Origin of the sequence: Streptomyces sp. 4F14, from assembly GCF_048159485.1 — a bacterium.
Classification (GTDB): Bacteria; Actinomycetota; Actinomycetes; order Streptomycetales; family Streptomycetaceae; genus Streptomyces.
Map to the genome: position 1 here is coordinate 63,687 of NZ_JBLRVY010000006.1, position 19,623 is coordinate 83,309.

The window sequence follows — 19,623 nt, forward strand, 5'->3', positions numbered from 1 at the left end:
CGAGGTCTCCTCGGTGTCACAGGTGGTACGCGTACTCGGTGAACTCCCAGTCGGTGACGTGCCGTCGGAAGCGGGCGACCTCGTCGCGCTTGTACGTCAGGTAGGAGGCGGTGAAGTCCTTGCCGAGGACGCCGGTCAGCTCGGTGTCCTCTTCGAGGGCGTCGAGGGCGGCGGGCAGGGTCGCCGGGAGCAGGGCCGACCTGGCGGTGTCGTAGCCGTACCCCTCCAGTGGCGTCGGCGGTTCCTCGCCGGCGAGGATGCCGAGCAGGGCGGCGGCGATGGTGCCCGCGATCAGCAGGTACGGGTTGGCGCTCGCGTCACCGAGGCGCAGTTCGAGGCGGGCGCCGGAAGCGCGCTCCGGGGGGATGCGGACCATGGCGCTGCGGTTGTCGAGGCCCCAGTCGATCAGCCAGGGGGCGAGGGTGTCGGGGCCGAAGCGTTTGTAGGAGTTGACGGTCGGGTTGGCGAGGGCGGCCAGGGCGGGGGCGTGGGCGAGGACTCCGGCGACCGCGTGCCGCGCGGTGGCCGACAGGCCGTACGGCGCCGAGGGGTCGGCGAAGGTGTTGGTGCCGGTGTCGTCCGTGGCGGAGAGATGGAGGTGGAAGCCGGAGCCGCCCGCCTCGTTGAAGGGTTTCGCCATGAAGGTGGCGAGGCGGCCCTCCTTGCGGGCGAGTTCCTTGACGGCGGACTTGAAGCGGAAGGCGCGGTCGGCGGCGGCGAGGGCGTCCCCGTGGGTGAGGTTGATCTCGAACTGCGAGCCGTCGAACTCGTGGTTGCCGCCGCTGGCGCCGATACCGAGGTCGCGCAGCAGGCGCAGGGTGCGCAGGAGGTGGTTGCCGGGGTCGGCGCGCAGTCCGGCGGTGTAGACGGCGCCGGTGGCCTCGCTGTAGCGGCGCCAGCCGCCGGGGGTGTCCGGGTCGGGGTCGCAGAGGAAGTACTCCAGCTCGGGCCCGACGACCGGGTGCAGTCCGTGGGCGCGGCAGCGGTCGACGACGGTCCGCAGCAGGTCGCGGGGCGACTCGGGGGCGGGCTGCCCGGTGACGGGGTCGGTGACCTCGCCGAGACAGGCGGCGACCCCGGGTTCCCAGGGCAGCGGGGTGAGGGTGTCGAGGTCGGGGCGTACGCGGATGTCGGGGAGTCCGGCGTCCAGTCCGCCGGTCACCGGGACGACGTCGCCCCGGGGGCTGGTGTGGTAGACGGCGCGGCAGAAGGCGAGGCCGTGGCCGGCGGCGGCCGGGAGGTGGTCGAGGAGGACGTCCCTGGCGCGTTCGGTGCCGATGAGGTCGGGATAGGTCACCCGGACCACGTCGATGCCCTGGGCGGCGAGGCGCTCCAGGTGGCGTTGGACGGCTGCGGTGTCGGATGCGCTCACCGGTGTCTCCTCGGAGGGGAAGGGGCGCGTCCTGCGCCACACCGTTCGTTTGGCCTCAAACAGTAGGGACGGGTCCCGGGCCTCGCAAGGGCCCTGCCGCAGATATTTATCCATCTGGATAGCCCTTGACCAGAGGTACGGCCCTCCCTATGTTGTTTGGCATCAAACGAGCTGGGCGACACCCTGGGAGGACCGGCCATGAAGGTCGTCGTCGACATGAACAAGTGCCAGGACCACGGCCAGTGCGTCTTCGCGGCCCCCGACGTCTTCCGCTTCGACGACGCCGGACACCTCGCCCACGTCACCGACCCCGACGACGCACTGCGCGAGGACGTCGAGGAGGCCGCCGACGTGTGCCCCCTCCAGGCCATCCGGATCGAGGACTGACGCCGTGCACACGAGCGTCCTCGTGGCCGGCGCCTCCCTGGCCGGCCTGCGCGCCGCCGAACAGCTCCGCGCCGCCGGCTGGACCGGCCCGGTCACCGTGATCGGCGCCGAGCCCCATATGCCGTACAACCGGCCCCCGTTGTCCAAGGAGGCCCTCGCGGGCAAGGCGTCCTTCGAGTCGCTGGCCTTCCGCCCCCGCGCGAGCGTCGCCGACGTCCACTGGCGCCTGGGCACCCCGCTCACCGCCGCCGACCTCGACCGGCGCACCGTCGAACTCGCCGACGGGGCACGGCTGTCGTACGACGCACTGGTCGTCGCCACCGGCACCCGGCCCCGGCGCCTGCGCTGCCCCGGACCGCTCGCCGGACGCCACACGGTCCGTACGGTCGACGACGCGCGAGCCCTGCAACGGGAGTTGACCCGGCCTGGCGCCCACGTCGTCGTGGTCGGCGGCGGGTTCATCGGGTGCGAGGTCGCCGCGACGGCCCTCGCGCTCGGCGCGGCCTCCGTGACCGTCGTCGATCCGCTGCCGCTGCCCATGGTCGGGCCGCTGGGCCCGCTCCTCGCCGGGGCGCTGCTCAAGCGGCACGAGCGGCGGGGGGTGCGGTTCGCCCTCGGGGCCGGTGTCGCCGGGTTCGAGGGCGACGAACGGGTCACCGGGGTCGCGCTCGCCGACGGCACGGTGCTGGCCGCCGACGTCGTCGTGGAGGCCGTCGGGTCCGTCGCCAACACCGAGTGGCTCGACGGCAACGGGCTCGACCTGTCCGACGGGGTGCTCACCGACGGGCAGTTGCGGGTGGGGGGCCGGGCCGAGGTGGTCGCGGTGGGCGACGTCGCCCGCTTTCCCAACGCCCGCTACGACGACGTACCGCGCCGCGTCGAGCACTGGTCGATGCCGGCGGACACGGCGCGGCACGCGGCCCGCGTTCTCGCCGGGCAACTCTCCGGAACCGGCGCCGAGTTGGAGCCCTTCTCGCCGCTGCCCACCTTCTGGAGCGACCAGCACGACTTCCGGCTCCAGTCCTTCGGGGCGCCCTCCCTCGGGCTCGGTGACGTCCGGGTCCTCGACGGTGATCCCGACGGTGACGTCCTCGTGGGCTACCACCGCGAGGAGCGGCTCGTCGGGGTCGTCGGGCTCGGCGGGGCCGAAGTCGCCGCGCGGGTCGCGCGGTTCCGTGCCGAACTGACGCAGCGCGTCCGTCCCTTGAGGAGTTCTCTGTCATGAGTGGTGTTCGTGGGTTCTTTCCGCCGAGGACGGCGACGGGGTCGTCGTCGTTGGTTCCGGCTCCGCCGTGGCGGTACTCCGGGGATCTGCTGACCGTCGAGTACCGGACGGATCCCTCGCGGGTGCGGGAACTGCTGCCCGAGCCTTTGGAGTTGGCCGAGGAGGATCCGGGGGCCGTCGCGCTGATCTGGGCCGACTGGCAGTCCTGCTCGGATGCGGGCGCGGAGTTGCTCGATCCGGTGCGGGCTCAGTACAAGGAGGCGTTCGCCGTGGTGCGGTGCTCGTACCGGGGGCGGACGTACTCGCGGTGCGTCTACATCTGGGTGGACAAGGACTTCGCTATCGCGCGGGGGCTGCACCAGGGGTATCCGAAGAAGCTCGGGTCCATTCATCAGACGCGTCCGCATCCGTATGGGCCTGCGCCGCGTATTGAGGCGGGGGCGCGGTTCGGGGCGACGTTGGCGGCTGCGGATCGGCGGCTTGCGCAGACCGTGGTGACGTTGCGGGCGCCGTCTGAGACCAACGGGTTCGTCAACGGGCATCCGATGGCCCATCACCGGTGGCTGCCGTCGATCGAGAAGGGCAAGGGGCTCGCGCTGGATGAGCTCGTCGAGTCGGGGGCGGCTTCCTTCGAGGGCGGGCAACCATGGGTCGGGGACGCTGAGTTGGAGCTGTTCGAGGCGCCTACCGAGGAGTTGGCTCGGCTGGAGGTGCGGGAGCCGATCGCCGCGTACTACCGGCAGGTGGGGGTGGTTTGGGACGGGGGGCGCTTGCTGGAGTCCGGAGCGTCTGCCGAGTAACGCTGGTGGGTCGGTGCGGGTTCGTTGTGGCTGGTCGCGCAGTTCCCCGCGCCCCTAGGTAAGTCGCCTTCCCTTTCTCTCAGAAGGAGCCCTTCTCATGCCTGACAAAATCACCATCGGCGGTGTTTCCGTCGATACCCGGCATTGGATCGGCGGTCAACGCGTCGCCTCCGCCGAGACGTTCAGCGATTCCTCACCCATCGACGGCGGCACGCTCGGCGAGATCGCCCGGGGCGGACCCGCCGAGGCCGACGCCGCTGTTGCCGCCGCGCGAGACGCCTTCCCCGCCTGGGCCGCCACCCCCCGTGCCGAGCGCGCCCGCATCCTCCACGCCATCGCCGACGGCGTCGAGAAGCGGATCGAGGATCTCGCGATCGTCGAGACCACCGACAACGGGGCGTTGCTGCGCTCCCACCGCCGGGGCGTGATGCCCCGGGTCGCGCACAACTTCCGTTTCTTCGCCGACTGGCTCCTCTCCCTGGAACACGAGGACTTCGACACCCGGGGACACCGCAACCACGTCTCCTGGGACCCGGCAGGGCCCTGCGTCCTGATCACTCCGTGGAACGCGCCGCTGATGCTGGCCACGTGGAAGGTCGCCCCGGCCCTGGCCGCCGGGAACACGGTCGTCCTGAAGCCCGCCGAGTGGTCCCCCCTGACCGCGTCCCTCCTCGCGGACATCGCCGCAGCGGCGGGCCTGCCCGCCGGAGTGCTCAATGTCGTCCAGGGATACGGCGCGGAGATCGGCGACGCCCTCACCTCCCACCCGGACGTACGCCGGATCAGCTTCACCGGTTCCGTGCCCACCGCGAAGCACATCGCCGCCTCGGCAGCGGCCAACCTGACGCCGCTCAGCCTCGAACTCGGCGGCAAGTCCCCCCTGTTGGTGTTCGCGGACGCCGATCTCGACCTCGCCGTGGACCTCGCGGTGGAGCAGTACGACAACGCCGGGCAGGTCTGCCTGGCAGCGACCCGCATCCTCGTCGAGGACACGATCGCCGAGGAGTTCACGCGGCGTTTCGTCGACAAGGCGACCACGCTCAGGCAGGGCGACCCGCGGGACGAGGCCACCGACATCGGCCCCAACATCCACGCCCGGCAGCTGGAGAAGATCGACGGCTTCGTGCAACGAGCCCTGGAGGCCGGGGCGCGTGCCGTGACCGGCGGACACCGGGGCGACGGCCAGTACTACGCGCCGACTCTGCTGACCGACGTCGCGCAGGACTCGGAGATCGTCCAGGAGGAGGTCTTCGGCCCCGTCCTGACCCTCCAGACCTTCACCACCGAGGACGAAGCGGTCGCCCTCGCCAACGGCACCCGTTTCGGCCTCGCCGCCACCCTCGCCACCGGCGACCCGGAGCGTGCCGAGCGCGTCACCGCGCGCCTCGTCGCGGGGACGGTGTGGGTGAACTGCTTCTTCGTCCGCGACCTCCAGGCCCCCTTCGGCGGCTCCCGCCTCTCCGGCGTCGGACGCGAGGGCGGCACCTGGAGCTTCGACTTCTACTGCGACCTGAAGAACACCGTCACCGCACCGAACGGATTCACCGACCATGGGTGAGATCACCGGAGCCGGGCTCCTGGCCCACGTCCCCACCATCGTCCTCCCGGAGGAGACCCGCCTCGAACTCAACGAGGGCAAGGAGATCACCCTCGTCACCGGCCTCCGGCAGCTCCGCCGGGACGTTTTCGAGAAGGACGACTACGACACGGTCGTCGTCCTGGACTCCCACTGGGCCACCACCGTCGAGTTCGTCGTCACCGCACAGCCCCGCCGGGCCGGCCTGTTCACCTCCGAGGAACTCCCCCGCGGCATGTCCCGCATGCCCTACGACTACCCCGGCGACCCCGAACTCGCCCACAACATCGCCGAGTCCGCCGACAAGCACGGCACGTGGATCACCCCGATCGACGACACGTACCTGCCGGTCTACTACGCGACGATCAACCTCTGGAAGTTCCTCGGCGAGGGCCTCCCGGACAAGCGCTGGGTGACCATCGGCGTCTGCCAGACCGGCGACATGGAGGACCACCTGCGCCTCGGCCGGGCTCTGGCGGACGGCATCGCCGCGACCCCGGGACGGCGCGTCCTGCTCATCGCCTCCGGCGCGCTGTCGCACACGTTCTGGCCGCTGCGCGAGATCCGCGACCACGAGGCCAGCGACCCGGTGCACATCCGCACCCCCGAGGCCCGCGCCGCCGATCTGGAGCGCATCGCCTGGTTCAAGGAGGGCCGTCACGACAAGGTCCTCGACACCATGGACGCCTTCTGGAAGCACAAGCCCGAGGCGAAGTTCTTCCACTACCTGATGATGGCCGGCGCCCTCGGCGAACACGCCTGCACCGCCCGCGCCCGCCAGTACGGGCAGTACGAGAACTCCGTAGGCACCGGACAGGCCCACCTCTGGTTCGACCGCCCCGCCCACGGCTGGACCCCCTCCCGGAAGGACACGCCATGACCGAGTACCGCCGCATCCTCCTCGACGGCGCCACCGTCCAGGTCACCGTCGACGGGGACGAACTCGTCGCCGCGGACGGCCGCCGCGTCAAGACCGCCGAAGCCCACCACCTGCCGCCGGTCGTACCGTCGAAGGTGATCGCCGTCCACCTCAACCACCGCAGCCGCGTCGACGAGTTCCAGATCCAGCTGACCCCGACCCCTACCTACTTCCACAAACCCACCTCGGCCCTCAACGCCCACCAGGGCGCCGTCGTCCGCCCCGAGGGCTGCCAGTGGCTCAACTACGAGGGCGAGGTCGCCATCGTCATCGGCCGGACCGCGCGCAACATCTCCCCCGAGGAGGCGGGCGAGTACATCGCCGGCTACACGGTCGCCAACGACTACGGCCTGCACGACTTCCGTGACACCGACGCCGGCTCCATGCTCCGCGTGAAGGGCTCCGACACCCTCTGCCCGCTCGGCCCGGGCCTGGTCACCGACTGGGACTTCCACGGCAAGCGGCTGCGGACGTACGTCAACGGACAGGTCGTGCAGGACGGTTCGACCGACGAGATGGAGTGGGACATGCACTACCTCGTCGCCGACATCGCCCGCACCATCACGCTGTATCCGGGCGACGTCCTGCTGTCCGGCACCCCCGCGGGCTCCCGCCCGGTGAAGCCCGGCGACACGGTCGAGGTGGAGGTCGAAGGGCTCGGCCGCCTCACCAACCACATCGTCACGGGCCCCACCCCCATCCGTACCGACGTCGGCGCCCAGCCCACCGAGTCGGAGGAAGTCCTGTCCACAGCGCTGGGCGGCGACTGGGAGTTCCGCGGGATCCGCCCGCCACGACGCGGGTAGGGTCGGCCGCATGACCGACCCCGCCGACGGCCGCCGCCCCCGCAAGCGTGTGACCGACTACGGGTCGGGCCGGATCGCGCTGCTGGACGCGGCCGTACGCGTCGTCGCCCGGGGCGGGCTGCGGAAGCTGACGTACCGGGCGGTCGCCGAGGAGGCCGGGGTCACCCATGGGCTCGTCGTGCACCACTTCGGCTCGCGGGACGCGCTGATCGAGGAGGCCGTCACGCACGCGGTCCGCTCCTCGCTGGAGCGCAGCGCGCTCGGGGCGGGGGCCGAGGAGTCCGCCGGGTTGACCGGCGCGCTCGTCGACATGGTCGAGTCGGGGCCCGAACTCCAGGCGTTCCAGTACGAGTTGCTGCTTGAGGCGCGGCGGCGGCCGGAGCTGCTGCCGCATCTGCGGGCCCTGTACGAGGAGTACTTCGAGGCGAGCGGGCGGGAGGTGGCCCGGTTCCTGCCGCAGCCGGTGAGCCGGGGCATGTCCCGGCTGGTGTTCGCCGCGCTGGAGGGGCTGGTCCTGCATCAGCTCGTGTTCGGCGAGCGCGAGGTCACCGAGGAGGCGCTCGCGGAGCTGCGCGCGCTGCTGGAGCGGCTCGGCGAGGACTGACGGCTCCCGGCCGGCCGCATCCGTCGTGCCCGTGCGACGTACACGGGGTTCTCCCTGCCCCGATCCCTTGCCACATGGATGGTCGCGGCTCACCATGGGGCAACTCGTTTGACCTGAAACGATAATCTTCCTCTCTCCGGCAGGTGATCCGAGTGGACCGTCACGCCCCCACCCTCAAACCCAACGCCCTGGGCGTCCTGGGCATCCTCTTCTTCGTGCTGTCCGGTCAGGCCCCGCTCACGGGGATCGCCGGGGCGGCACCGATCTCGATCGCCCTCGGCAACGGCTCGGGCACCCCGGCCGCGTACGTCCTCGCCGGGGCCGTGATCCTGCTCTTCTCCGTCGGGTTCGTCGCCATGGGGCGGCACGTCGTGGACGCGGGTGCCTTCTACACGTACATCGGCGCGGGCCTCGGGCGCAGCGCCGGGGCGGGCAGTGCGGGCGTCGCGCTCTTCGCGTACTGCGTGATCCAGGCCGCGATGTACGGGCTGTACGGCTCGATCGTCGCGGGGCTGCTCGCCGACCGGGCCGGGGTCGATCTGCCGTGGTGGGTGTACACGCTGGTCACGATGGCCGTCGTGCAGGCGCTCGGGGCGGCCGGGATCGAGATGGGCGCGCGGGTCCTCGCGGTGTTCGTGCTCGCCGAGTTCGGTGTCCTGCTGGTGTTCGGGGTGGTCACGCTCCTCAAGGGGGGCGGGCCCGAGGGGCTCGGTGCCGCCGACAGCTTCTCCGCCTCGGCCGCGCTGGAGGGGGCTCCGGGGGTCGCCGTGATGTTCGCCGTGGCGTCCATGTTCGGGTTCGAGGCGACCGCGATCTACGGGGAGGAGGCACGCGAGCCGAAGAGGACGGTGCCCCGGGCCACGTACCTGTCGGTCGTCGTCGTGACCGGGTTCTTCGCGCTGACGTCCTGGATGCTGATCTCCTCGTACGGCGCGTCGGCCGCGCCCGGGGCCGCCGGGACGGCGCTGGAGAGCGGGGACTCCGCCGCCTTCGTGTTCGCGCCGATGGCCGAGCTGTTCGGGGGGTGGGTGGACGACGTGCTGCCGGTGCTGCTCGCCACCTCGCTGTTCGCGGGGATCCTCACCTTCCACAACTCCGCGAACCGCTATCTGTTCTCGCTCGGGCGGGACGGGCAGCTTCCCGGCGTGCTGTGCCGGCTCAACGCGCGGCGTTCGCCGTGGGCCGCCGGGTGTGTGCAGAGCGCGGCGGCGGTGCTGCTCGTCGTGCCGTTCGCGGTGGCCGGGAAGGATCCGGTGCTGACGCTCTTCTCCTGGTTCAGCGGGCTGGCCGTGCTCGCGATGATGCTGCTGTACCTGCTGACGTCGGTGTCCGTCGTCGTGTACTTCCGGCGCCGGCGGGTCGACCGGCGGGCGTGGAACACGGTGATCGCGCCGGTGCTGGGGGCGGTGGGGCTCGCGGGGGCGATCTGGCTGATCCTGGCGAACTTCACGACGCTGATCGGCGGGGACGCGGGGACGGCGGTGTGGCTGGGGGTTTCCGTGCCGGTGGTGCTGGGGGTGGGGGTCGTGAACGAGCGGGTGCGCAGGGGGCGGAAGCAGTGAGGACCAAGACGTCCGCGGTGACGACCAAGACTTTCCGGAGGTTCATATGACCATCACCCATGATGACTGGCTCCGTCGGGCCAAGGCGTTCGTGCCGCCCCGTCATCACCTCGTCGACGGCGTCGAGGAGCCGGGCGGCGGCGCAGTCTTCCCCGTGGTCTCGCCCCGCGACGGGCGCGTGCTGGCCGAGGTCGCCGACGCGGGTCCCGCCGAGGTGGACGCCGCTGTCGCCGCCGCCCGCCGGGCCTTCGACCACGGGCCCTGGCCCCGCCTCGCCCCCGCCGACCGGGGCCGGATCCTCGTCCGGCTCGCCGACCTCCTCGACGAGCACCGCGACGACCTCGCGCTCGCCGTCACCCTGGAGATGGGCAAGCCGATCACCGACGCCCACGGCATCGAACTGCGCGCCGTCGTCAACACGTTCCGCTGGTACGGCGAACTCGCCGGCAAACTCACCGACGAGGTCCCGCACACCGCGCCGGACGCCCTCGCGCTCGTCACCCGGGAACCGGCCGGGGTCGTCGGCGCCGTCGTGCCGTGGAACTTCCCCCTCACGCTGGCCGGCTGGAAGCTCGCGCCCGCGCTGGCGGCCGGCTGCACGGTCGTCCTCAAACCGTCCGAGAACGCGCCGCTGTCGGCGCTGCTGCTGGGGCGGCTCGCGCTGGACGCCGGGCTGCCTCCGGGGGTGCTGAACGTCGTGACCGGCGACGGGCCGGTCGCCGGGCGGGCGTTGGGCCTGCACCCGGACGTGGACGTCCTCGCCTTCACCGGCTCCACCGACGTCGGCCGGCACTTCCTGCGCTACTCCGCCGACTCCAACCTCAAACGCGTCTGGCTCGAACTCGGCGGCAAGTCCCCCAACATCGTCCTGCCCGACGCCCCCGACCTCGACCGGGCCGCCGCCACCGCCGCCTGGGGCATCTTCTTCAACCAGGGCGAGATGTGCACGGCACCGTCCCGGCTGCTCGTGCACTCCTCCGTCGCCGAACGGGTCACCGAGGCGATCGTGGCCCGGGCCCGCGAACTGAGCGTCGGCGACCCCCTCGACCCGGCCACCGAGATGGGGGCGCTCGTCGGGGAACGGCATCTGGAGCGGGTCCTCGCCCATGTCCGGGGCGCGCGGGAGGACGGGGCGCGGCTGCGGACCGGTGGGGCGCGGGTGCTGGCCGACAGCGGCGGTACGTATCTCGAACCGACCGTCTTCGACCGGGTCGACCCGGGCAGCCGGCTCGCCCGCGAGGAGGTCTTCGGGCCCGTGCTGTCCGTCCTCGCCTTCGACGACGTCGACGAGGCCGTGGCCCTCGCGAACGCCACCGACTACGGCCTCGCCGCCGGACTGTGGACCTCCGACCTGTCCACCGCGCACCGGGTCTCGCGCGCCCTCAAGGCCGGGACCGTGTGGGTCAACTGCTACGAGGAGGGCGACCTCACCGTGCCGTTCGGCGGGGTCAAGCAGTCCGGGAACGGGCGGGACAAGTCCGTCCACGCGCTGGAGAAGTACACCGACCTCAAGACGACGTGGATCCAGCTGTGAGCCCGCGTCCGCTGATCGCGGTCCCGGCCCGCTTCTCCGTGTCCGCCGCCGCGCTGCGGTACGCCGCCGAGGTCAACGCCCGCGCGCTGATCGAGGCGGTGTGGCGGGCGGGCGGGGAGCCGGTCGCGCTGCATCCGCACGCGCCGGGCGGGGTGGCCGAGCCCTCCGAGGTCGCCGGGCGGCTCGCGCGCTTCGACGGGCTGCTGCTGCCGGGCGGGGGTGACCTCGCCCCGTACCGGTACGGGGCGGTGGAGGCGCACGACTCCGTCTACGACGTCGACGACGAGCAGGACGCCTTCGATCTCGAACTCGCCCGGTGCGCCCTGCGGTCGGGGGTACCCCTGCTGGCTGTCTGCCGGGGGTTGCACGTCGTCAACACCGTGCTCGGCGGGACCCTGGACCAGGACATCGACGGGCACCGGCATGTCCGGCACCCGGTGGCCGTGGCGGGCGGGTCGGTGCTGGGCGGGCTCGCTGGGGCGGAGAAGGCGGAGGCGTCGTGCTACCACCATCAGCGGGTGGCCCGGCTCGGGGAGGGGCTCACGGTCGTGGCCCGGGCCGCCGACGGGACGGTGGAGGGGGTCGAACTGGCGGGTGGGGCGGGGTGGTTCGTGGGGGTGCAGTGGCATCCGGAGGACACGGCGGGCGAGGACGCCGGGCAGCGGGGGATCTTCGAGGGGCTGGTGAGGGCCGCGCGCTGCCGGGGTGTGTGACGCCGGGGTGTGTGGTGCCGGGGTCTCATCCGCGCAGGGGGAATACTGCGCGTACCTCCCATCCCACCTCCCCTCGGGGCCCTGTCGTCAGGTCGCCGCCGAGGGCGGTCACGCGTTCCTTGAGGCCGACGAGTCCGAAGCCTCCGCCGTGGGCCGCAGCGGGGAGCTGGCTGCCGCCCCGGCCGTCGTCGGTGACGGAGACGGTGAGGTGGGCGGGGTCGTCGAGGAGGCGGACGTCGATGTGGGTGGCGTCGCCCGCGTGGCGGCGGATGTTGGTGAGGGCCTCTTGGACGACGCGGAACGCGGCGGCCTGGACCTCGTGGGGCAGGTCGTCGGCGAGGGTCGGGGCGCGGTGGAGGGTGACCGTCTGGATGGGGGTGGCGAAGCCGTCCGTGAGGTCGGCGATGGCGGCGAGGTCGCCGACGGGACGCCGGTCGGGGGCGTCGTCGGCGTCGCTGTCGCCGTCCCGCAGGACGCCGAGGGTGCGGCGCATCGAGGCGAGCGCCTCCGTCGCGGCGTGTTCCATCCCGGCGAGGACCGGGTCGAGTTCGTCCCGCCGGGTCGTGGCCATCATGCGGGCCATCTGCGTCTGGACGAGGATGCCGGTCACGTGATGCGCCACGAAGTCGTGGAGGTCGGCGGCGATGGCGACGCGCTCGGAGCGCCGGGTGTCGCTGATGGCGACCGTACGCCGGTAGTCCATGCTCCGCAGGTACGCGGCGAGACCGATGAAGAGGCCGATGAGGACGAGTTCGACGACCACGAGCGAGAGTTCGTCGTCGCCGAGCAGTCCCGTGTTCCGCATCGGGAGCAGCAGGAGCGCGCCGGCCGCGAGGGCGCCGCAGCACACGGCCCACCTCGGCGGGCAGTGCCGCACCGCGAGGAACAGCACGCACAGCAGGACGGCGACCTCGCCGGGCCCGAAGTCGTTCGAGCCGAGGAACAGGATCGAGGCCACCGAGTAGAGCGCCGAGGCGAGGGCGGGTACGGCGGTGCGGACCTGCGGGGTGAGCCAGTCGGGGCGGCGCCCGGCCGGCCACAGCACGGCGGCCAGGCCGATGGCCAGGACGGCCAGCGCGGGCAGGACCGGCGGCGCGGTCGGCAGGACGCTCGTCCCGTCGGACCCCGCGACCAGGACATCGACGACACAGGCCGACAGCAGCAGGCCGACGGCGAAGCCCCGGGCGGCGCCACGGGAGGAGACGGACTTCATGCCGATCACGGTACGGCGCCGCGCCACCCGTCCGGATCGGCCGAACGGCCGATGGGGGTGCCGTGGGAAATGGCCATTCGGCCGAGGCGGGCGGCTGTGGCGGAGGGCGAGTCTGGAGGCACCTTCTCACCACGCACTTCAGGAGCGGTCGATGCAGCGCAGCAGATTCCTCGTCGGTGTCCTCGGTGGTGTGGCGGCCGTCGGTGTGCTGGGCGGCCTCGTCACCTACCTCATGTCGGGCACGGAGTCGACGACGGGCCTGGACGAGTACACGACGGTGAAGGTGGACGGCGAGCGGGCGCTGTCGGCGAACATCGTCGCGGGCCGCACCGAGGCCAAGTACCACCCGCTGCCCTGGGTCGGCGACAAGCTGAGCGGCGTGACGTGCCCGAGCGGCCTCAAGGCCGTCGCCGGGGCGAGCATCACGTGCAGGGGTGAGAAGAGCGGCGGCGGGACCGTGGAGATACCCGTACGAGTGACCAAGGCCGACGCGAACAGCATCACCTGGGCGTTCGACCGCTGAGCACCGGCCGCGCCCCTTCTCCTTCTCCCCCACCTCACCTCCCCGGAGCCCTCATGCGTTCCCCCGTCCTCCCCCTGACCTGGCATCTCGCCAGGTCCTCAGGCCGCCGCGGCCTCCAGTCCCACCTGCTCGCGGCCGGTGCCGCCGCCGTCGGCGCCTTCCTGCTGCTGGTGATGATCGCCGCCGCCATCGGCTCCGGCACCCGCGCCGACCACACGACGTGGCGCACCCCGCACGCCGTGGCGGCGTCCAGGGCGACGGCGGTCCAGGTCACGACGTCGACGTACGTACGCCACGACCCGGTGACCGTCGTGAGCCTGGCCCAGCTGCCGGACCGCGCGGCGACCCCGGCCCCGCCGGGCCTGACCGCCTTCCCCGAAGCGGGCGAGATGTACGTCTCCCCCGCCCTCGCCGACCTCCTCACCGAGCTGCCGAAGGACCGGCTCGCCGACCGCTTCCCCGGGGTGAGGTCCGCCGGCACGATCGGCGCCGCCGGTCTCGCCTCCCCGGACGACCTGGTCGCGGTGATCGGCCGCGCCCCCGGCGACCCCGCGGTCTCCCCGGCGGCGGGCAACCAGAACTACTACGACGAGAACCTCACCGACCGCGCCCTGGTCTCCGGGTTCACCAGCACGAAGGCGAGCGTCTTCACCAGCGCCGACCGGACGACGGTCCTGCTGGGCGTGCTGCTCCTCGTGGTGCCGGTCATCGTCCTGGCCTCGGCCGCCGGGCGGCTCGGCGCGGCCCGGCGTGAGCAGCGGCTCGCCGCGCTGCGGCTGGCGGGCGCGACACCGCGCCAGATCCTCGCGATGACCGCCGTCGAGTCGGCCGGGGTCGGCGCGGCCGGCGCGCTGTCCGGTGCCCTCGCCTACGCGGCGCTGCTGCCCGCCCTCGCCCGACTCCCGTACGGGGTCGGCGCCTGGTACACCGGCCAGCTGTGGGTGGGCCCGCTGTGGTTCGCGGCGGTCGTGCTGGCGGTGACCGCGCTCATCACGGTCAGCGCGGTGACGATGCTGCGCCAGGTGGCGACGTCCCCGCTGGGGGTCGCCCAGCAGTCCAACCCGCGCCGTACGCGCCTGATCCGGCTGGTGGTGTTCGTCGGGGTCCTCGGCTACATCTGGTCGACCACGGGCGGCGGCCAGCTGAAGTCCCGGCAGCTCATCGCCCTGCTGTTCCTCTTCTACGGCGCGTTCTGGCTGTTCGGCCCGTGGGTCGTGGACCGGCTGGGGCGGATCGTGGGCCGGTACGCGGTCCGCCCGGCGACGCTGTTGGCGGCGCGCAGGCTGAGCGACGATCCGCGCGGGGCGTGGCGCACGGTCAGCGGGCTGGTCCTCGCCGGTTTCGTCGCCGGGTTCTTCTCGATCAGCACGCTCAGCGTCGACGGCCCCAGCCACCAGGGCCAGGTCGCCGTCGTCACCGCGAACGCCGCCGACGCGAACCGGGTCGCGGCCGAGGCCCGTACAGCACTGGACCGGGCGGGCGTCGAGGCGACCGTCAGCGTCACGAGCGAGGACGCGTTCGACAGCCTCCTCAGTGGCGTCCCCGGTGTGATCGCGAAGGTCTCCGGCGGCCAGGACCGCGTCGACACGGCCGTCACCGCGCTCACGCCCCTCGGCGCGGGCCGGTTCCCCTTCACTCAGGAGTACGTGTCCGCCCCGGACGACACGATCACGTCCCGTGTCGCCACCGTCTCCACCGCGACCCTCGTCCTCAGCTTCGTCGTCGCCGCCGCCTCGGCCGGTCTCACCGCCGCCGCGAACGTCCTCGACCGACGCCGGGTCTACGGCCTGCTGCGCCTCTCGGGCGCACCTCTCGCGGTCCTGGACCGCTCGCGGATCCGCGAGGCGGTCATCCCCCTCACGGTCCTCGCCGGCGGGACGACCGTGATGGGCGTCTTCGGCGCGATGCAGCTCAACAAGGCGGCGGGGACGACGATGAACACGTCCGGGGCCGTCCAGCTGGTGATCTGCGTGGTCGTAGGAGCCCTGGCGATGTGCGCGGCGGTCCTCGGAAGCAGGCCGCTGCTGCGGAGGGTGACGGCGGGGGCGGCGCAGGGGACGGAGTGATCGAGGGGATCGCGGTGCCGTCGGTGGGCAGGCGGATTCCGCGGTCCGGGCAGTACGTACGATGATCGCCGGACGACCCGGTACGACCCGGAAGGCGGAGGACGATGGGGAACAGTGACGTCGGTGTGCTCGACGACCCGGTGGGGGAGTCGTTGCGCGGGCATCACGCGCATCTCGCGCGCCGGGTCGGCAGGGCGGCCACGTACGTGGCGGACGTCGCGACGTTCTCGGCGGTGTCCGTCACGCCGGACGCCGCCGACTGGGCCGACCTCGCGGAACTCCTCGGGCGGGACGGGTTCGCGGACATGTTCAGCTCCCCGGCGGTGGCGCCGGCCGACTGGGCGCCGGTGTTCTCCCTGGAGGGCCGCCAGTTGATCTGGCCCGAGGACAGGCGTCCCGAACCGGCGCCGGACGTCGTCGAGTTGGGCCCGGACGACGTACCCGAGATGCTCGACCTCGTCGAACGGACCCGCCCGGGCCCCTTCTGGAAGCGCACCATCGAACTCGGCACGTACCTCGGCATCCGCAGGGACGGCCACCTCGTCGCCATGGCCGGCGAACGCCTCCACCCACCCGGCTGGACCGAGATCAGCGCCGTCTGCACGGCCCCCGAATCCCGCGGCCAGGGCCACGCCGCCCACCTGGTCAACGCCCTCTCCACCCACATCCTCACCCGCGGCGAACGCCCTTTCCTCCACGTAGCCGAATCGAACACCCAGGCCCGAGCCCTCTACGAACGCCTCGGCTTCACCACCCGCAAGAAGGTGACGTTCCAGGGCTTCCGCACACCCTGACGCACCGACGATGCCCTGCCCGATGTCACTGGTCGAGCTGGTGACAAGGGCGGTCGTCGTGGAGCCGGCGCTTCAGGGGCAGGCTCTACTGGCCCGGGGAATACGGTCGTCGCAGGGCGGCATCAACTCCCGGCCCCAGCCCCCGACTTCTTCCGCGCCCGATACGCCGCCGCCTTGATCTTGTTCCCGCAGGACTCCATCCCGCACCACTGCCGCCGAGTCCCCCGCGAACGGTCGATGTAGGTCCGGGTGCACTCAGGATTCCCGCACTCCTTGAGCAACGGCACGTCGGGCCCGCTCAACAACTCGACGGCCCGCCGCGCGACAGACGACAACGCCTCACGCGGAGTGGCCTGCGTCCACCGCCCGGAGGGCGTGAGCTGCGGTACGGCCGACGGCATGCGGGCCGCGTTGTTGACGACCGTCAGCGCCGAGCCGTCGTACGCCTCTCCGAGCCGGCGCGCGGTGACGAGCCGATAGATCGCCTCCCGGACGGCCTTGGCCTCCTCGACGTCGCCCTCCTGGCCCGGCGAGACCGCGTCGACGATGCCGGACTCGACGTACCAGGCGGTGAGCCGGTCGGGAGTCACGAACATCTCGAAGCGCGCGGAGCGACGGGCGCGGAGGGTGGCGGCGAAGTCCAGCGCCGGGTTCCCGCAGACGAAGACGTGATCGAGGTTCACGTCACCATTCTGTACGGTGACCGGCCCGGTCGGCAAGGCTCACAGGCCCAGGTCGAGGGCGAGGCAGGCGAGGGTGCGCCGGGTGACGTCGGCGTAGTCGTAGCGGGCCGGGTCCAGCGGTACGGCGGGCTTCTCCTCGACCAGTTCGTCGTAGCGGATCCGCTCGGGCAGCTTGCCGAACCTCGTGCGGCGGGCCGTGGCCGCGGTGTCTTCCATGGTCGTTTCCTTTCGGGTCACCGGTGGGAGGGGAGGCGGGTCGCGTCGACGACGGCCCGCGCGAAGGCGGCGGGCGCCTCCTGGGGCAGGTTGTGGCCGATGCCGGGGAGGGTGCGGTGCTCGTAGGGGCCGGTGAAGCGGTCGCGGTAGGACGTGCCGTCGCCCGGTGCGGTGAAGGGGTCCTTCTCGGGGTCGAGGGTGATGGTGGGCACGCCGATGGTGGGGCGGGTGGCGAGGCGCTTCTCCAGGGCGTCGTAGCGGCGTTCGCCGTCGGCGAGGCTGAGGCGCCAGCGGTAGTTGTGCAGGACGATCGCGGGGTAGTCGGGGTTGTCGAAGGCCGTCGCCGCGCGGTCGAAGGTGGCGTCGTCGAAGTCCCAGGTCGGGGAGGCGGTCCGCCACACCAGGCGGGCCAGGTCGCGGCGCAGGTCAGGGGTCTCCAGGGCGGTTCTGCCGCGTTCGGTGGCGAAGTAGTACTGGTACCACCAGGCGTGTTCGGCCTGCGCGGACAGGGGCTTGAGGTTGGCCTCGCGGTTGGTGACGAGGTAGCCGCTCACGGAGACGAGCGCCCGGACGCGCTCGGGCCACAGCGCGGCGACGATGTCGGCGGTCCGCGAGCCCCAGTCGAACCCGGCCAGCACCGCGCGGTCGATCTTCAGCGCGTCCATCAGCGCGAGGACGTCGAGGGCGATCGCGGACTGCTGGGCGTTGCGGACGGTCCGCTCGGACAGGAACCGGGTCGTGCCGTGACCGCGCAGGTAGGGGACGATCACGCGGTACCCCTGGGCCGCGAGCAGCGGGGCGGCGTCGGCGTAACTGTGGATGTCGTAGGGCCAGCCGTGCAGGCAGAGGACGGCGGGGCCGTGCGCGGGGCCGAGCTCGGCGTAGCCGACGTCGAGAAGACCGGCCCGCACCTGCTTGATCGGCGCGAAACCAGAAGGCGCGGCCGATACGGCCGACGCCGCGGGGACGCCACCGAGCGAGGCCGCCGCGATCCCCGTACCCATCGCCTTGGTGAACATGCGCCTGCCGATCATGTGGAGATCCCTTCGTGGTGTACCGACACCGCCATCGTCACCGGTTTAACCGGTGACGTCAATCGGGCAGCGGGCACCCCGAGGGAAAGCTGGCGCAAAAAGAACGGCACGGCGAGAAATCGCCGTGCCGCCTCAGACCGGTGACGCCGAGGTCACTCCACCGGGAACCCCGCGATGTCCGCCGCCCAGTCCAGGAGCCCCGCGAGGGTGTCGTCACCGGGCCGGGTCTTGCCGACCGGGCGGCCGTTCGCGTCGGTCGCGTTGTACGTGCCCCGGGACATGGCCCCGCTGGTCACGATGTTGTGCTCCACGCGCGGGCGGCGCAGCGCCTCGTACCGGTCGAGGGCCGCGTCCAGGTCCGGCAGGTCGCGCAGGCACTTCGCGAGGACCACCGCGTCCTCCAGGGCCATCGAGGCGCCCTGCCCGGTCGCGGGGGACGCCGCGTGGGCCGCGTCGCCGAGGACCAGGGCCCGGCCGGAGCGCCACGCCATGCCGACCGGGAGTTCGGTCGCGTTGGTGACCATCAGGTGCTCGGCGGTCGCCTCGACCAGGGCGGCGGCGGGGGTGTCGTCCTTGCGCAGGAGCGGTACGAGGAGGTCGCGCCAGCCGCTCGGCGTGCCCTCGGCGATGGCGCGCGCGGTCAGGGGGTCGCCGCCGACCCGGGCGAACCAGTACGTCTCGCCGTCCGGCGAACACGCGAACCCGAACGCCGCCGCGCTGCCCCGGACCATGGTGAAGCAGTCGGTCTCGGCGGCCGGTTCGACGGCGGTGGTGAGGCCGTAGAAGACGGACTGGCCCGCGTACGCCGGTTCCGCGCCCGGGGCGACCTCGCCGCGGACCGTCGAGTTGAGGCCGTCGGCGCCGAGCAGCAGGTCGCCGGTCGCCGTGGTGCCGTCGGCGAAGTGGGCCGTGACCGCGCCGCGTTGCTGCTCGACGCGCGTCAGGCGGGCCCCGTACCGCACCGGGATCCCCCGCCGTACGGCTTCCTGCCGCAGCGCGGCCGCGAACTCGCCGCGCCGCAGGCAGCGGAAGCTCAGCGTCGGGTCCGTCGCCTCCCCCATCGGCGCGTGCGCCGCCTGCGCGCCCGTGGCCTCCAGCAGCCGGATCGCCCGCAGCGGGAACCCGATCGCGGTCACGGCCTCCGTCGCGCCGATCTCCCTGAGGGCCCGCATGCCGTTGCTGGCGAGGGTCAGGAACGCGCCGATGTCCTGCGCCGCGTCCGCATACGCCTCGTACACCTCGACGTCCAGCCCCGCCCGGTCCAGGGCCAGCGCCGAGGCCGCGCCCGCGATCCCGCCACCGACGACCAGTACTCGCGTCACCGCTTCACCTTCCGCTCGGCCGAGGCGTGAAATGCCCCTGTTCACCGATGATTTCACGGAGCGGGCGCCGCTCACGGCAGTGCCGTGGGCACGGATCGTGACGTACCGCTTCGCGGTGTCCCCACGCGCTGGTCGGGCGCGAGCGGCCAGGTCACCGGGCCTCGAACTCCAGGGCCCCTTCCGGCGTTTCGCCCCGACTGACCGTGCTTGTCACGTCACGGCGGGCGTGGGGCACTCCGTGACCGGCCTCCTCGGGGAGCGGATACCCTGCGCG

General features: G+C 72.5%; 19 protein-coding genes. 13 read left to right on the forward strand and 6 right to left on the reverse strand.

Translation table 11 applies throughout. The annotated features are described in order from the left end of the window. Positions 1 to 16 precede the first annotated feature (16 nt). On the reverse strand, positions 17 to 1,372 hold the full coding sequence (locus ACLZOT_RS11690) for a glutamine synthetase family protein (RefSeq protein ID WP_416968745.1): 1,356 nt from the start codon (positions 1,370 to 1,372) through the stop codon (positions 17 to 19). Between the two features lie 198 nt (positions 1,373 to 1,570). Between ACLZOT_RS11690 and ACLZOT_RS11695 the strand changes: the two genes are divergently transcribed. From ACLZOT_RS11695 to ACLZOT_RS11740, 10 genes are all read left to right on the forward strand, one after another. After that, the gene (locus tag ACLZOT_RS11695) at positions 1,571 to 1,759 is read left to right on the forward strand and encodes a ferredoxin (protein WP_416969055.1); all 189 of its coding nucleotides are present in this window, start codon (positions 1,571 to 1,573) and stop codon (positions 1,757 to 1,759) included. A 4-nt stretch (positions 1,760 to 1,763) separates the two neighbouring features. Then, positions 1,764 to 2,984 carry an NAD(P)/FAD-dependent oxidoreductase gene (locus tag ACLZOT_RS11700; protein ID WP_416968746.1) on the forward strand — a complete coding sequence of 407 codons (1,221 nt, stop codon included), beginning with the start codon at positions 1,764 to 1,766 and terminating at the stop codon, positions 2,982 to 2,984. Next, positions 2,981 to 3,784, forward strand: coding sequence for an acetoacetate decarboxylase family protein (locus ACLZOT_RS11705; RefSeq protein ID WP_416968747.1), 804 nt, complete (start codon positions 2,981 to 2,983; stop codon positions 3,782 to 3,784). Before ACLZOT_RS11700 ends, ACLZOT_RS11705 begins: the two co-directional genes overlap by 4 nt. Before the next feature lie 97 nt (positions 3,785 to 3,881). Next, on the forward strand, positions 3,882 to 5,342 hold the full coding sequence (locus tag ACLZOT_RS11710) for an aldehyde dehydrogenase (RefSeq protein ID WP_416968748.1): 1,461 nt from the start codon (positions 3,882 to 3,884) through the stop codon (positions 5,340 to 5,342). Continuing rightward, positions 5,335 to 6,240: a 3,4-dihydroxyphenylacetate 2,3-dioxygenase gene (locus ACLZOT_RS11715; RefSeq protein ID WP_416968749.1), complete on the forward strand. Its 906-nt coding sequence runs from the start codon at positions 5,335 to 5,337 to the stop codon at positions 6,238 to 6,240. Before ACLZOT_RS11710 ends, ACLZOT_RS11715 begins: the two co-directional genes overlap by 8 nt. Beyond that, positions 6,237 to 7,085 (forward strand): fumarylacetoacetate hydrolase family protein, encoded by an 849-nt coding sequence (locus ACLZOT_RS11720; protein ID WP_416968750.1) that lies wholly within the window; start codon positions 6,237 to 6,239, stop codon positions 7,083 to 7,085. The genes ACLZOT_RS11715 and ACLZOT_RS11720 overlap by 4 nt, the downstream gene beginning before the upstream one ends. Before the next feature lie 10 nt (positions 7,086 to 7,095). Further along, positions 7,096 to 7,689 carry a TetR/AcrR family transcriptional regulator gene (locus tag ACLZOT_RS11725; protein ID WP_416968751.1) on the forward strand — a complete coding sequence of 198 codons (594 nt, stop codon included), beginning with the start codon at positions 7,096 to 7,098 and terminating at the stop codon, positions 7,687 to 7,689. A gap of 146 nt (positions 7,690 to 7,835) precedes the next feature. Next, the gene (locus ACLZOT_RS11730; RefSeq protein WP_416969056.1) at positions 7,836 to 9,251 is read left to right on the forward strand and encodes an APC family permease; all 1,416 of its coding nucleotides are present in this window, start codon (positions 7,836 to 7,838) and stop codon (positions 9,249 to 9,251) included. A 46-nt stretch (positions 9,252 to 9,297) separates the two neighbouring features. Beyond that, positions 9,298 to 10,785: an aldehyde dehydrogenase gene (locus tag ACLZOT_RS11735; protein WP_416968752.1), complete on the forward strand. Its 1,488-nt coding sequence runs from the start codon at positions 9,298 to 9,300 to the stop codon at positions 10,783 to 10,785. Further along, on the forward strand, positions 10,782 to 11,498 hold the full coding sequence (locus ACLZOT_RS11740; RefSeq protein ID WP_416968753.1) for a gamma-glutamyl-gamma-aminobutyrate hydrolase family protein: 717 nt from the start codon (positions 10,782 to 10,784) through the stop codon (positions 11,496 to 11,498). The genes ACLZOT_RS11735 and ACLZOT_RS11740 overlap by 4 nt, the downstream gene beginning before the upstream one ends. Before the next feature lie 25 nt (positions 11,499 to 11,523). On the opposite strand, the gene ACLZOT_RS11745 is transcribed toward ACLZOT_RS11740, so the two are convergent. After that, positions 11,524 to 12,711, reverse strand: coding sequence for a sensor histidine kinase (locus ACLZOT_RS11745; protein WP_416968754.1), 1,188 nt, complete (start codon positions 12,709 to 12,711; stop codon positions 11,524 to 11,526). A 151-nt stretch (positions 12,712 to 12,862) separates the two neighbouring features. Here ACLZOT_RS11745 and ACLZOT_RS11750 point away from each other — a divergent pair, with 151 nt between their 5' ends. The 3 genes from ACLZOT_RS11750 to ACLZOT_RS11760 all read left to right on the forward strand — a co-directional run bounded on the left by ACLZOT_RS11750 (position 12,863) and on the right by ACLZOT_RS11760 (position 16,094). Further along, positions 12,863 to 13,234 (forward strand): DUF4333 domain-containing protein, encoded by a 372-nt coding sequence (locus ACLZOT_RS11750; RefSeq protein WP_416968755.1) that lies wholly within the window; start codon positions 12,863 to 12,865, stop codon positions 13,232 to 13,234. Between the two features lie 53 nt (positions 13,235 to 13,287). Then, entirely contained in the window at positions 13,288 to 15,300 is a 2,013-nt protein-coding gene (locus ACLZOT_RS11755) for an ABC transporter permease (RefSeq protein WP_416968756.1), read from the forward strand. Positions 15,301 to 15,404: 104 nt separating this feature from the next. Next, positions 15,405 to 16,094: a GNAT family N-acetyltransferase gene (locus tag ACLZOT_RS11760; RefSeq protein ID WP_416968757.1), complete on the forward strand. Its 690-nt coding sequence runs from the start codon at positions 15,405 to 15,407 to the stop codon at positions 16,092 to 16,094. A gap of 122 nt (positions 16,095 to 16,216) precedes the next feature. Here the strand turns inward: ACLZOT_RS11760 and ACLZOT_RS11765 are convergent, their stop codons facing one another. The 4 genes from ACLZOT_RS11765 to ACLZOT_RS11780 form a co-directional block, all read right to left on the reverse strand. Continuing rightward, a complete protein-coding gene (locus tag ACLZOT_RS11765; RefSeq protein ID WP_416968758.1) occupies positions 16,217 to 16,777 on the reverse strand; it encodes a CGNR zinc finger domain-containing protein in 561 nt (186 codons plus the stop codon). Positions 16,778 to 16,816: 39 nt separating this feature from the next. After that, the gene (locus tag ACLZOT_RS11770) at positions 16,817 to 16,993 is read right to left on the reverse strand and encodes a hypothetical protein (protein WP_416968759.1); all 177 of its coding nucleotides are present in this window, start codon (positions 16,991 to 16,993) and stop codon (positions 16,817 to 16,819) included. A gap of 17 nt (positions 16,994 to 17,010) precedes the next feature. Continuing rightward, a complete protein-coding gene (locus tag ACLZOT_RS11775) occupies positions 17,011 to 18,027 on the reverse strand; it encodes an alpha/beta fold hydrolase (protein WP_416968760.1) in 1,017 nt (338 codons plus the stop codon). A 152-nt stretch (positions 18,028 to 18,179) separates the two neighbouring features. Continuing rightward, a complete protein-coding gene (locus tag ACLZOT_RS11780) occupies positions 18,180 to 19,349 on the reverse strand; it encodes an FAD-dependent oxidoreductase (protein ID WP_416968761.1) in 1,170 nt (389 codons plus the stop codon). Between the last annotated feature and the right edge of the window lie 274 nt (positions 19,350 to 19,623).